We start from the raw sequence: 12973 nt of genomic DNA, 5'->3' as shown, positions 1-12973 counted from the left end.
CCCTGCACATATCTAAACGTATGGTTACGTAAGGACATGTAAAGGTAACGACTATCTACTGCCACCCCGAGCCCTGAAGCCCCGGGAGCAGGCGCCGTCGCCCACATGTCCCTTCATCTAAAACCTACAATGTCAAAGAACCACCAGACAAAAAACCCGGACAACCAGCCATCCCCGATTTTAACCTCGGGGAGCATGTTGCCCGTAATGTCTTGGCGACCGCTGCAAGACCGTGTGGTTCGCTGCGGTGAGAGGCCCTCTAAGTGCCACCCGTGATTCGGTCAAACACTAATTTCAAAAAAACGACATACTCGCCAAAAACCACTGCCCGCCGCCGCTTTCCAATGGCCGCCGCCTTCCTGCTGCCTGAAGAGGTGCAGCCGAAGGCGAATCCTGGACCGGGGTGCCCAGGCTATATCCAACCCTTGCCGAAAGGCCTTAGAACGGCCCCTCAGGAAGGAGGTCTGCGGAAGTGGCTATCGACGATGAGGACATCAGCGGCGAGGACATCGTGCCGCTGCTCCATAGGCCAAACTGCCAGGCCCTGATCGAGGCGCTGCTCCATGGCACTTTCTATCTGGACGACCCGGATGACACGGCCACGATCCTCCGCGTGGATCCCCATACACGCGCGGTGCAGCTTCGCCTTGCCTCGGGCCGAACACGCAGCGTGCCCCTCGCCTCCGGATATGTGCTGATGACGCCTGCGCTGGCCGCTGCGATAGCGGAATTGCGCACGCCGGCCGACGCAGCGCGCGACAAGGCCGAGCGCGCGCTCATCGCATTCGGCTTTCGCGCCCGTGTCGAGGAAGACGATCGCCTGCCCCTGCTGGCGGCGGTAGAGGCCGCGCAGGCCTACCGCTTGCCCTGGCGAGAGGACCGCTTCGAAGGCCTTCGCCTGGCGCGCAGGTACGGGACCCCGCGTGAAGAGGCCAGACTTGCCGCCGCCTGGCTGGAAGGGGCGGACGATCCACCTCCCGGAGACCTGGTTATCGCGTTGGTATCGGCCTTGCGGGAGTCGGGCCGGTCGGTGGAGGCTATCCCCCATACCGACCTGGTGACGCGCAAGGCGAGCGGCCTCGACAAGGACGAGATGCGCATCCTCCTGATCCAGCGCGGCAACCTCTGGCTCGACCGCTACGAACTGGGCCGCGACGCGGAACTGCTCGAACGCGCCCGGCAATGCGCCAAACGAAGCTGGGCCATCGAGCCGAGCGAACAGGGCAGCGCGCTCTACAACCGCATTCGCAAGCTGGAGGACTGAGACGCGCAAGCGCTCCCGGAACCGACCGCCTTCAGATCGGCAGTTCCGTCGTGGCCTTGATCTCCGAGAGCGCGACGATCGAGTTGAGTTCCTGCACCCCCGGCAACTGGGAGAGCTTCTCGAAAAAGAACTTCTCGTAAGCCTCGATGTCGGCAGCGACGACGCGGATCAGGAAGTCGATCGAGCCCATCAGCACATAACAGTCCAGCACCTCGGGAAATTCGCGAATCTTGGCCGAGAATTCGTCCAGGTTCGCGCGGCCATGGGCATTGAGCTTCACTTGCGCAAAGACATGTGCGTCCAGCCCCACTTTCTTGCGATCTACCAGGGCGACCCGGCGCCTGATGAAGCCTTCGCGTTCCAGCCGGTCGATGCGGCGCCAGCATGGGGAGGATGACAGGCCAACCCGTTCCGCGATCTGGGCCGTGGTCTGACTCGCGTCGCGCTGGAGTTCGCGGAGAATCTTCCGCTCGTAGGGATCAAGATCGGTCATTTCTTCCCCATATCAGCATTTATGAGGTCAGTCTTGCTCTCAATCAGCCCAATCGGCCCGGAATGAGGAGAGAATGCCCTCCACGGAACTGTCATAAGGCAGGCGGCAATCACGCCATCCTGACTGGAGTTCGAAAATGGTCGCCCGCGCCAGCCGCATGACGCCGCCGATGGAATATGTCCGTCTCTACGACGAAGCAGCCGGTCTCGACGGGGTGATCGCCATTCACTCGACCGCACGCGGCCCGGCCGCCGGCGGATGCCGCTTCTGGACCTACCCCGACGAAAGCGCCGCCATGGCCGATGCCGTGCGTCTGGCCGAAGGGATGAGCTACAAGAACGCCATGGCCGAACTGCCCTTCGGCGGCGGCAAGGCGGTATTGCGCCGCCCGGCCGGCGATTTCGATCGCGCCGCTCTGTTCGAGGCTTTCGGCCAGGCCGTCGCGCGGCTTGAAGGCCGTTACGTGACGGCCGAGGACGTGGGCACTTCCGTGGCCGACATGGAAGCGGTCGCGCGTTATACCGACCATGTCGCAGGCCGCACCGCCCTGCCCGGCCGCGCCGGCGGCGATCCCTCGCCCTGGACGGCGCTGGGCGTGTTCGAAGCGATGCGCGCGGCCGTCGCGCTTCGGTCCGGCAGCGGGCTTTCGAGCATGACCGTCTCGGTGCTGGGCGTCGGCAACGTCGGCGCGCACTTGTGCGATCTGCTGGCCGAGGCCGGTGCCGAACTGATCGTGGCCGACATCGACCCCGCGCGCTGCGCACGCATGGCGGAACGCCATGGCGCCCGCGTGGTCCCCATCCACGAGATCGCCGGGGTTGCGGCTGACGTCTTCGCCCCTTGCGCGCTCGGCGGCGCGCTCGATGAGGCCACGGTGGACGCGCTCAAGGCCCAGCTGGTCTGCGGCGCGGCCAACAACCAGCTCGCCAGCGAGGACATGGCCGCGCGCCTGCTCGAGCGCGGCGTGACTTACGTGCCCGACTATGTCGCCAATGCCGGCGGGATCATCAACGTGGCGGCCGAATACTTGCGCGAGAGCGCGGACGAAGTGCGCGAGCGCGTTCTTCAGATCGGCCCGCGCGTCGCCGCCGTTTTGGACGAAGCCGCAAGGCAGGGCCTCGCCCCTTCGACCGTGGCCGACCGCACCGCGGAACGCCTGATGCAGGAACGCGTCGCCGAACCGGCCTGACAGCTTCCGGAAAATCCGTCGTCCCGGGTCTGACCCGGGACGACGTTCTCCCTATAGGCTTCCGTCCGGGCCGATTTCAGCCAAACCCCCTTCAGCCCAGGCCCCCTTCAGCCCAAACAGGGCACTTCGAATTCGGTGGCGACGATCCGGTCCCGCCCGCTCACCTTGCTGAGGTAGAGCTGCTTGTCGGCCTCGGCGATCCAGCGTTCGGGCGAAGTGTCGCCCGTGCAGCGCGCGCTGGCGACGCCGACGCTGACCGTGACGCAAGGGCTGACGTTCGACGTTTCATGCGGGATCTGCAGGGCATTGATCTGCCGCCGGATCTCCTCCGCCACCTGCATCGCCGTAACCGGATCGGCGCCCGGCAGGATGCAGACGAATTCTTCACCGCCATAGCGCGCCGTCACCGCCGTCATCCGCCGCAAGGCACGGTTGAGCGAAGCGGCGATCATGACGATGCAGCGATCCCCCGCGACATGGCCATATGTGTCGTTGAACTGCTTGAAGAAATCGATGTCCAGCATGATGACCGAGAGCCAGTCCCCGGTCCTGCACAACCGCACCCATTCGCCTTCCAGCGTCCGTTCCAGCTGGCGGCGGTTGCTGAGGCCGGTGAGCGCGTCGGTTACCGCCAGTTCGGCCAGCTTGTCGCGCAGGCGCTTCAGCTCGACATGGTTGCTCACCCGCGCGCGCAGGACGGCGGGCTGGATCGGCTTGGCCACATAGTCGATCGCGCCCAGCGACAGGCCGCGCATCTCGTCCTCGGCATCGCCGAGGCCGGTCATGAAGATCACCGGCACGTCCGCCATGACCGGATCCGTCTTGAGCTGGCGGCAGACCTCGAAACCGTCGAGGCCCGGCAGCATCACGTCGAGCAGGATCAGGTCGGGATCGACCGACCGCGCCGTCTCGATCGCTTCTTCGCCGGTGGTGGCGAAGCAGACGTCGTAGTCGTCTTCGAGCACGGCGTTCATGATCTCGATGTTCGCCACATCGTCATCGACGACGAGAATGGTCGCTTTGGTCACGAAGGGATTCCTTGAGAGACGGGGCCTTCAGGGGCCGGGTTACCTTGCGGAGCGCCCGGCAATTCGTCCAGCAGAGCCAGGGCGGTGGCATAGTCCAGCCGCTGCAAAGCCTCGTGCAGGGGGTGAGCGGCGCGTTCGGCTTCAGTGAGGCCCATATCGCGCGCCAGCCGGTCGAAGGCGCCGCGTGCGCTCAGGCTGCGGCGCCGCAGCAGGGCGCGCAGATCCTCGCGCCCGTCGGCCAGGTTGCCGGTGCGCGCGGCACCGGGATCGACATCGGCGGTCGGTACGACGGGATTGATCGCGGGCGTTTCGGCCAGCGACCGCGCCGCGGCGACGGCCCTGGCCAGTTCCGGTTCGAGCGCCGCCAGCGCGGCAGCGGCCGGTGCCAGATCGTGGCGCGCCAGCCAGTGTTCGACATCGGCGGCACAGGCCTGGAGCTCGCGCAGTTCCAGCGATCCTGCCACGCCCTTGAGGCTATGGGCCACGCGCCGGGCATCGGCAACTTGCCCCGCCGCGATCCGCTGCCGGATGTCCTGCGCGGCATCGGCGTAAGTTCCCGCGAAACTGACGATCAGCTTGCGGAGCAGAGACGCCTTGCCGTTCACGCGCTTCAACGCCTCGGCAATGCCGAAGGGGCCGAGCCGGTCGGGCAGGTCAGTCATGGCCGCGCGCGCTTTCGCGGTTTCTCCCGCGTCCGTTCCCACCGGCTTCTCTGCCACCACGCTCGCTGCAGGCGCGATGCCTTCGCGCGCGGGCTTCAGCCAGCGATTGAGCGTGCGGATCAGCTGAGCCGGATCGACCGGCTTGGCGACATGGTCGTTCATGCCCACGTCCAGGCAGCGTTGCCGCTCGGCGTCGAAAGCATGGGCGGTGATGGCGATGACCGGCAGTTCCTCTGCGGGCCAGGTGCGGCGGATGACCGCCGTTGCCTCGATCCCGTCCATTTCCGGCATCTGCACGTCCATGAGCACCCCGGCATAGGCCCTGCCGTTCTGGGCCACCTTGTCGCAGGCGACCCGCCCGTTCTCGGCGCAGTCCACGACAAGACCGGCATGAGTCAGCAGTTCGGTCGCGATCTCGCGGTTGATCTCGTTATCCTCGACCAGCAGCACCCGCAGGCCGCGCAGGCGGGGATCGACTTTGCCTTCCACTTCGGCGCCCAGCGTCTCGACCGGGGGCGGCGCCAGGCTGGGACTGCCCCGGCGCCGATGCGGCGCGGTGCGGCCCGGGCCATGCTCGATGGCGGCTTCGGCATGGCCCGGGCCATGCTCGATGGCGGCTTCGGCAAAGAGCGAGGTGATGGTCTCCAGCAGGGCATGGGGCTCGATCGGCTTGGTCAGGAAGGCGGAGACCCCCGCCTCGCCCGCTTCGGCGGCCATTTCGTCCACGGAATACGCCGTGACGATCAGCGTCACCGGAGACGGCGCGCCGTGCTGCATGCGGCGAAGCTCGCGCACGGCCTCCATGCCGTCCATGCCGGGCATCTTCCAGTCGAGCAGGACGAGGTCGTAGGCTTGGTCGCGCCCGGCCGCGCTGCCGAAGGCGGAAACGGCTTCCTCGCCCGAAGCGACAAGGTCCACGCCCATGTCCCAGCCTTCGAAGATCTCCTCCACCAGATGCCGCGCCGCCGCATTGTCATCGGCTGCGAGCACCCGCAGCCCGCGGATATGCGGCGCGGGAACGGCACCTTCGCCCAGCGCCTTGCGCGCGGCGAAGCGCATGGGGCAGGTGAAAGTGCTGCCCTGCCCGGGAGCGCTGTCCACGCGGATGTCGCCGCCCATCTGCTCCACGATCTGGCGGCAGATGGCCAGGCCCAGCCCGGTGCCGCCGAAGCGGCGGGTGGTGGAATTGTCCCCTTGCGAGAAGGAACGGAACAGGCTGGCCTGCTGCTCCGCGCTCATGCCGATGCCGTGGTCGCGCACGGAAAGCGTCACTTCCAGCGCCTGGTCCCCGGCCGAGAGCAAGTCGAGGCCGATGGTCACCGCGCCCCGGTCGGAGAACTTGACCGCATTGCTCAGCAGGTTGAGCACCACTTGCGAGAAGCGGAGTTCGTCTCCCACCACGCTGACGGGCAGGCGATGATCGATCTGCGGCACGATCTGCACGCCCTTCGCCGCCGCCTCCACCGAGAGCAGCTGCACTTGCCCGGCAATAGCGGCGCGAAGGTCGAAAGGCCGTGCTTCCAGAGTGAGCTTGCCGGCCTCGTTCTTCGAATAGTCCAGAATGTCGTTGATCAGGCGCAGCAGGGATGCACCGGCACTGCTGATCCGCTCGACATAGCCGCGCTGGCGCTCGTCCAGTTCGGTGCGCGATACCAGGTGGCAGAAGCCCAGGATCGCGTTCATCGGCGTGCGGATCTCGTGGCTCATATTGGCCAGGAACATCGACTTGGCACGGGTCGCCTCTTCAGCCTCGTGCGTGCGTTCCTCCAGCGCGGCGTTCTTGGCGACGATTTCCTCGCTCATGCGCGCGCTGCGATCGAAACTGGCGTGGAGCATGTTGTTCAGCCAGACCAGCACGCCGGTCTGGAAAGCGACGATCGTGGCATGGAGCGCCACCCGCTCCAGGTTACCCGCGCCCGGGAACACCGCATAGGGCAGGAGATAGAGCAATACGACGTGATGCGCGGCGATGGCGGCCGCGGCCACCAGGATCGCTTCCCGGTCCAGCCAGGCGATCGTCAGCGCCAGCATCGCGAAGAAGTACATGTGCATGTCCATCTGCCACGGGTGCCCGCGCAGCAGGAACAACAGCATGGCCGGTTCCGCCATGAGCGCCACGGCCGAGAGATAGCGCGTGGCCGGCGCCGTGCCGAACCGCCGCCAGGTGACATGATAGGCCGCGGCGACGATCGCTGCCGCGATCCCGGCCCGCAGCGCCGACCAGCTTCCCGAAGTGCTCAGCGTCTGGGCGACAGCAGCCTGGATGAGGACATGACCCCAAAGCAGCGGGACCAGGATATGGCCGAACTGGTTGCGCAGCCGGTCTACGGCGGCGTTCACAGCACGGGCTCCAGGCTGGAATCGGTGCATCCGGCCGCGAGCGGCGCAGGCGCCACCAGCCAGGCGCCGGCCGCGCGGGCCCTGGCCGCAAAGGCAGGATCGGCCGAAGCGGCGAAGACCACGTTGGCGAAGTTTCCGGTGCGGACCAGCGTGCCGTCCATGCCGCGAACCAGTGCCACGGTCCGTCCCTGCGACCAGCCGGGCGGCGTTATCACCACGAACTTGTCGTCAGTGGCGTCGCTCCAGATCGAGGCCACGAGCAAGGCCAGCAGCCCCGCGCCCAGCAGAGAGAGGGCGGGCAACAGATCGCGGACTCGAAAAGCCTCGCCTTCCAACTTGAACGGCCGCGCCGTGTCATGGACATCCTGACTTCGCACTTCAACGTAGCTCGATCGCAAGTTTGTCCCCCCCGGGTCAAAGCGATAGCTTAAGCGCATCAGGTATTGTTTTCGTAAATGTTTCTCAAGTCGCCTTTGCCTATTCGCGATCAACCGAATGCTGCATTCGATTGTCGCACTCAAAGGAAACGATACTTTACCGTGTAGGAACGATTTCTCGGGGCCTTGGCGCGTCGACCGGAAGCGTCACAAGAGGGATGGCACTGCGAAAGGCGCGGTCGCGCGGCGCCGGGGGCGCAACCGATTCGGCGCCGACCTCGCGGTGGCTGGGCCGGTTTCGGCCCTGACGTTTGGCATCGTAAAGCGCGCGGTCCGCCACGCCGAACAGCGTCTCAAGGTCGATCGCGCCGGCCGACTGGGTCGCGCAGCCGATGCTGAGCGTGCCGCCGTTCCCGCGTCCACCGCCGACGCTGGCAAAGCCGCGGCAGAGCGCCTTGGCCAAGCTCTGCGCCGCGAAGGAATCGGTGCGGGGCAGCAGGATGGCGAATTCATCGCCGCCCAGTCGCGCCCAGATCGCGTGCCCCGGCAGGGTGGAATTGAGGAACACGCCCAAGGCCACCAGCAGGCGGTCGCCTTCGGGGTGGCCGTACCCGTCGTTGATCGACTTGAAGTGATCGATATCCAGCAGGAGCAGCGCCGCCGGAGCGCCCTCCTCCTCCAGTGCCGCGCGGGCGCGCACGTCGAACCCGCGGCGGTTGAGCAGGCCGGTCAGCGGGTCGTGCTCGGCCAGGCGGACGATGCTGCGCTCGCGCCGACGCCGCAGCGCGCCGACGATCGACAGCGCCAGCGCCACTTCCATCATGATCCCCTCGAACAGCGAGACCAAGATCATCAGGCCGGTGTAGTGGAAGAGGTTGACGAAAGCGCCGGGGACGAAGGCCGTCAGCGTCTTGAACAAGTAGAAGCCGCCGTGCGCCAGGAATGCGAAAGCCAGAAGCGCGGAATCGGGATTGCGGTGCTGGCGCAGGCCGCCCAGCATGTGCCCCGATTTCAGCGAGAGCACAGCCACCAGCAAGGCGTTCATCATCGACAGCACTTGCGTGCGCGAGGCATCGTCGGGGATTGCCAGCATCAGCCCCCAGACCGGCAGCGTCAGGCACCAGCCCGGCGACACCCGGCGGCCGAGAAACGCGGCCGTGCCGTAGAGAAATGCCAGATGCGCCGTCACCAGCAGGCCGTTGGCCAGCCAGACCCCGGCGATGAAGAAGCCCGCCTCGCGCAAGGGGGTGATCGCGCAGCCCAGGACGATCGCGGCGAATCCGGCGCTCCAGTAAGCCAGCGACCGTTCGCGCAGCAGGTGCCATTCGAACAGCAGGAACGCCGAAGCCACGAAGGCCACGGCATTCGTCATGAACAGCATTGTGCGCGGATCTATGGTCATGGGAACTTCGCGTCGGGAAGGATGGCGCTTGGTTAACGGTTGTTCGTAAACAAACCGTTCCACCGGCCGCATGAATCGTTTGCGGTGGTCGCTCCCCGGGTTCCGGTTCCGAAGATCTGGTTTTTCTCGACTTGCGCGGAGCGGCCGTGCGCAGCCGCTCCCTTCAACCTCGCATGCGGGCGCTTCGATCCTCAGGCCGTCACTTCACGCCGGATTTCGCGCGCTGGCGCAATTGCTCGGTCAGGTACTCCAGCAAGGGGCCTTCGAACTTCGGGTTGATGATCAGGAAGTGCCGGCGCCGGTCGTGTTCGTCGGGCAGGCGGCAAAGCACGCTTTCGCCGACCAGCCGGCGCACCAGCCGCAACGCCGTGCTCATCGGCGCGCCGGAGGCGATGCAGGCGCTGGAAACGGAAACGCGCCGCCCCTCGATCTTGGCGAGCAGCAGGTCGAGCAGCATTTCCCAGGCCGGATCGCCGAACAATTCTCCGCCGCCGATCTCACGGCGCTTCATTTCCTTGCGCAGGAGTTCGCGGATGAAGTCGGTAAGCTGTCCGGCCTCGGGGATTGCCGGGATTTCGGAAAGCGGAACCCTGACGACAGGCTCCGGCTCGCGCACCAGGTCTCCCGCGCGGATCTGCGGCTGCGCGCCGGGATCGTCCATCAGCATCGCCAGCCGCTGCAGTTCCGTGCTGAGGCTGGACATCTTGCCGAGCAGCGATTCGCGCGCGTCGGGCGTCTGGCGCAGGCCCTTGATGCGCTGCAGGGCCTGGCGCAAGTCCGACTGGTTGATCGGCTTTTCCAGGAAATCCACCGCCGATGCCCGCATGGCGTCGATGGCGACATCCTTGCTGGCATAGCCCGTGGCCATGATGAACTGAAGGCGCAGGCCCCGCGCCTCGGCATTCTGGCCCAGGGCGTGAATCAGCGCGATGCCGTCCTGCCCGGGCATGTTGTAGTCGACGATGGCGATCGAGATCTCGTTGCTCTCGAACAGGGCCATGGCCTCTTCCGCGCTCGTGGCGACGATCGGGTCATAGCCCATGAGCCGCAGGCTGAAGGCGCATTCGCTGCCGAAATCCTCATCGTCGTCGACGATGAGAACCGGCTCGGGCCGCATCGTTTCATCGCCGACGGCATCCTCGTCCGCCGCCCCGTGGGGCTGGGCCGGGTTGAGCATGGCTCCTAGGCGGGACCGCCAGCTGGGATTCATTACGTTCATCGGCACACCCAACCTCGCCTGAGCGGAGGTTGCCCCTTTCAGATTGACGGCAGAACCTGCTGAAGGCCCACGCAGAAGATGGCGACAGCCACGATCGCCCCCGAGTCGGGACGGCGCGCGGCGGTGCGGAATTGCTGTGCGCTTGCCAGTACGAGCAGCGTCATGGCTGTGATCGCGATCATGGTCAGTGCTCCGACCAGACCGAGCCAGGTAGCCCCGGCGGCAAGAAGCTTGATCTGGCTGCCCGTGAGCACCCTCAGCCCCATGCCCGCACGCAGGGCGGCGACGCTGCCAGCCACCAGTATCAGGCACCCGGCGCCCGCCGCCATCGCCCAGGCAAGCGCGGGCGCGCCGCCTTTCAGCGCAGCGAAGCTGAGGCCGCCGATAGCGATAACAACATAGAGAAGATCAGGTGGCCTTCGCCCCTCCCAAGGCAAAATCACCGCCGGGAGAAGCAAGATTATCAGCAAGGCCAGATTGAAATAACTCAGACCAGCCATTCAATATCCCCCATTTGTCACGACGACGCTTGCTTCTACGTTCGACGATGGCAAGGGAACGAAGTTCCCGTATTTCATTATTGGACTGCCGCTCATGTCATAGCTGACTTTGACCTTGAACGCACCCACTCCATCCGATGAAGCGGTTATTACAGCGGACGTGCCGCTGCCGAGAATGCGGCCATAACCATCGACAACCTGCTTCGCCCGCTTCTGCGCCAGATCGACGCGCTCGCTGGTGGAAAGCCCGGCAACGGCAGCCCGCGCCCCTTCGGCCGCAGCCTGCCGCACGCCGATCAGCGCGCTGAAGTAGATCGAGTAGATGATGATCCCGAAGACCAGGGCCAGCAGCGCCGGAGCGAGAAACACAAACTCCAGCGCCGCCATTCCGCGGTTGCATTTCAACAAACCTTTTATGTTGAACGCGTTAGTCATCAGCCCTTTCCGTGAGAAGCGCGTCAAATTTATATCAGATTATTAAATGCATCTCTGAGGCTCGTTCCAAACGTACTGCCTACGCCGCCAATTGCAGCCACAACAATCGCTCCCAATACTGCATATTCTACGGCCGTCAGACCACGTTCGTCAGTCATCAGACGCGCGAAAAGCTTACGAATGGTATTCATGGCTCAATACTCCCCAATTCCTCCGATTAAATTTCCGCAACCGGTTGGAGGACTCCGGTGGCAGTCTTCATGAAAACTAAATCAAAACAGGCACTCCGCACCGCGCACCGGTCACCCAGACGGTCGCGTGTCCGAGCTGGATGCCCAGCACCGAAAGCAGGTTGTTCAGCAGGGGATCGACCACACCGCTGACAAGCCCGGCAACGGGCTGGACCACCCCATTGACCAGCGAGAGGCGAAGCTGCGTGTTGCAAGTGCCGAGGCACGTTCCCAGGGGCTTCACTTCCAGCCCTCCCTGATCGAGAAGACTGGTGGTCAGCGAGGTGACCGTGGCGCCCAGCGAGACATCGTTGCCGATCGTCACCGCCTTGCCCTGGAGCGATGGGCTGCCGACCGTGCCGGTCCCTCCCGGCCCGAATACGAGCGACGAGCTGGCGCCGGTCACCGGCTGCACCGCGGCGCGCGCCGTCACCTCCAGCAGGGGGATGAACAGGAGCTTCGAACTGATGATCGTCGCCGGGGTGATGTCGCTGGCGGTCAGCGGCGGCATGACCTTTGTGAGTGCATTGGCCGGGGCGCTGCCGAGATAGACGTTCACCAGCCCGCTGTTGGCCTGGACGGTCACCTGGGTGTCGCGGCCCTGTTCGGTGCTGCCCGTACAGTCGATGGCCGAGACCTTGGCGCTGCTGGCGGCGACATCGACGATCAGGGGGACGTTGGCCTTGGCCAGGTCTCCGAGAACGGGGATCGGAATGTCGATGATCTTCAGGTTCACGCCCAGCCGGATCAGCGAGGTGCCCACGCTGGTCTCTCCGGCGGGGCCGAACGAAAAGCGCGGCATGGCATCGAAGCCGGAGACGCCCAGTTTGATGCTCGCCACGCTGTCCGGCAGTACCAGTCCAGTCAGGGTGGAAAGGTCGATCACGGCAGGGTTCGCCTGCGACGCGAAGGAGACGAGCTGATAGGCGTTCATGCCGGCCCGCAGCGCGGGCTGCGCATCGGCGCCGCCCACCGGCATGTTCTTCCACACGCCCACCGAAAAGAGGCCGGAGAGCGGCACCCGGTAACTGTTGGTCACCTGCCCGGCAAAGGCGGTCAGGCCGGCTCTGGTCTTCGCATCGGTAGTGGCGGCGGCCGCGGCGGTAGCGATGTCGCGAAGGCCGTAGCTGCCCTTTATCAGGTCTCCGTAAGTCCCGGTGAAGCCCGTCCTGCCGGCCAGCGCGTCGAAGAACAGGCCGGCATCGACATTGCCGTTCATCAAACCTTCGATGTCGGTGCTTGTCAGGCGCAACTGGATCCCCAGCAGCGCGCCGAGCAGGTTGTTGACGAGGGTGACGAGCGGGTTCGAGATCGTCAGCAGCCCCGAAGTCACACTCACCCCTGCCTCATCGATGCGGGCGGCGGAGGCGGTGGCGGTGAGGTCGGGGATCGGGCCGGCTTCGCCCAGGACGCCGGTGAGGAAACGGCGGCTTGCCTTGCTCGTGACCACCCGGACCGCATTGGCGAGGCCGTTGCCGGGGCAGCGCGCCATCGTCGGGTCGAAGCGCTGGTCGGTGGCCTGGCCGATGTCAGCGCAGTAGCGGCCGATCTGGACCGACTTGAGCACGGCGGGATCGTAGCCGTTGCGGGTCAGGTAGTCGCGCGCGCGGGCTTCGGCGCGGTAGGGGTCCATGGCGGCCGCCAGCGCCGCCGCCTCGGTGGCCGCGCGCAAGTCGCGGTTGCCCTGGTAGTAGAGCCCGACATCCAGAGCCAGCCCCGCCGCGCCCAGCAGCGAGACGCCCAGCACCGCCACCATCGGCCCGATCACGCCGCCCTCGTCGCCTTTCAGTTCGCGCAGGGGCCGCAGTCTGGGGAAGGGGCGGAGGCGGGCCAC

At 65.8% G+C, this 12973-nt stretch carries 12 protein-coding genes; 2 read left to right on the top strand and 10 right to left on the bottom strand.

Annotation, left to right across the window (positions count from 1 at the left end):
• The first annotated feature begins 472 nt into the window (after positions 1-472).
• Positions 473-1264: a hypothetical protein gene (locus AB4Z00_RS07180; protein ID WP_442045458.1), complete on the top strand. Its 792-nt coding sequence runs from the start codon at positions 473-475 to the stop codon at positions 1262-1264.
• A gap of 31 nt (positions 1265-1295) precedes the next feature.
• Here AB4Z00_RS07180 and AB4Z00_RS07175 read toward each other — a convergent pair whose 3' ends face one another.
• Positions 1296-1757, bottom strand: a complete 462-nt coding sequence (locus tag AB4Z00_RS07175) for an Lrp/AsnC family transcriptional regulator (RefSeq protein ID WP_442045457.1) — start codon at positions 1755-1757, stop codon at positions 1296-1298.
• Positions 1758-1893: 136 nt separating this feature from the next.
• Here AB4Z00_RS07175 and AB4Z00_RS07170 point away from each other — a divergent pair, with 136 nt between their 5' ends.
• Positions 1894-2946, top strand: a complete 1053-nt coding sequence (locus AB4Z00_RS07170) for a Leu/Phe/Val dehydrogenase (protein WP_132267840.1) — start codon at positions 1894-1896, stop codon at positions 2944-2946.
• 107 nt (positions 2947-3053) lie between these two features.
• On the opposite strand, the gene AB4Z00_RS07165 is transcribed toward AB4Z00_RS07170, so the two are convergent.
• The 9 genes from AB4Z00_RS07165 to AB4Z00_RS07125 form a co-directional block, all read right to left on the bottom strand.
• The gene (locus AB4Z00_RS07165) at positions 3054-3974 is read right to left on the bottom strand and encodes a diguanylate cyclase (RefSeq protein ID WP_132267839.1); all 921 of its coding nucleotides are present in this window, start codon (positions 3972-3974) and stop codon (positions 3054-3056) included.
• The gene (locus AB4Z00_RS07160) at positions 3971-6976 is read right to left on the bottom strand and encodes a response regulator (protein ID WP_442045456.1); all 3006 of its coding nucleotides are present in this window, start codon (positions 6974-6976) and stop codon (positions 3971-3973) included. The genes AB4Z00_RS07165 and AB4Z00_RS07160 overlap by 4 nt, the downstream gene beginning before the upstream one ends.
• The gene (locus AB4Z00_RS07155; RefSeq protein WP_132267835.1) at positions 6973-7278 is read right to left on the bottom strand and encodes a hypothetical protein; all 306 of its coding nucleotides are present in this window, start codon (positions 7276-7278) and stop codon (positions 6973-6975) included. The genes AB4Z00_RS07160 and AB4Z00_RS07155 overlap by 4 nt, the downstream gene beginning before the upstream one ends.
• Before the next feature lie 232 nt (positions 7279-7510).
• On the bottom strand, positions 7511-8755 hold the full coding sequence (locus AB4Z00_RS07150) for a diguanylate cyclase domain-containing protein (protein ID WP_442045455.1): 1245 nt from the start codon (positions 8753-8755) through the stop codon (positions 7511-7513).
• 199 nt (positions 8756-8954) lie between these two features.
• The gene (locus tag AB4Z00_RS07145) at positions 8955-9932 is read right to left on the bottom strand and encodes a response regulator (protein WP_442045454.1); all 978 of its coding nucleotides are present in this window, start codon (positions 9930-9932) and stop codon (positions 8955-8957) included.
• Between the two features lie 80 nt (positions 9933-10012).
• Positions 10013-10474, bottom strand: a complete 462-nt coding sequence (locus AB4Z00_RS07140) for a hypothetical protein (protein ID WP_132267832.1) — start codon at positions 10472-10474, stop codon at positions 10013-10015.
• The gene (locus AB4Z00_RS07135; RefSeq protein ID WP_442045453.1) at positions 10475-10909 is read right to left on the bottom strand and encodes a TadE/TadG family type IV pilus assembly protein; all 435 of its coding nucleotides are present in this window, start codon (positions 10907-10909) and stop codon (positions 10475-10477) included.
• 29 nt (positions 10910-10938) lie between these two features.
• Entirely contained in the window at positions 10939-11100 is a 162-nt protein-coding gene (locus AB4Z00_RS07130) for a Flp family type IVb pilin (RefSeq protein ID WP_442045452.1), read from the bottom strand.
• Between the two features lie 76 nt (positions 11101-11176).
• On the bottom strand, positions 11177-12973 hold the full coding sequence (locus AB4Z00_RS07125; RefSeq protein ID WP_243840877.1) for a pilus assembly protein TadG-related protein: 1797 nt from the start codon (positions 12971-12973) through the stop codon (positions 11177-11179).

The sequence above is a fragment of the Novosphingobium sp. YAF33 genome, from assembly GCF_052113265.1.
Lineage (GTDB): Bacteria > Pseudomonadota > Alphaproteobacteria > Sphingomonadales > Sphingomonadaceae > Novosphingobium.
This window is presented reverse-complemented; position numbering and strand designations above follow the sequence as displayed.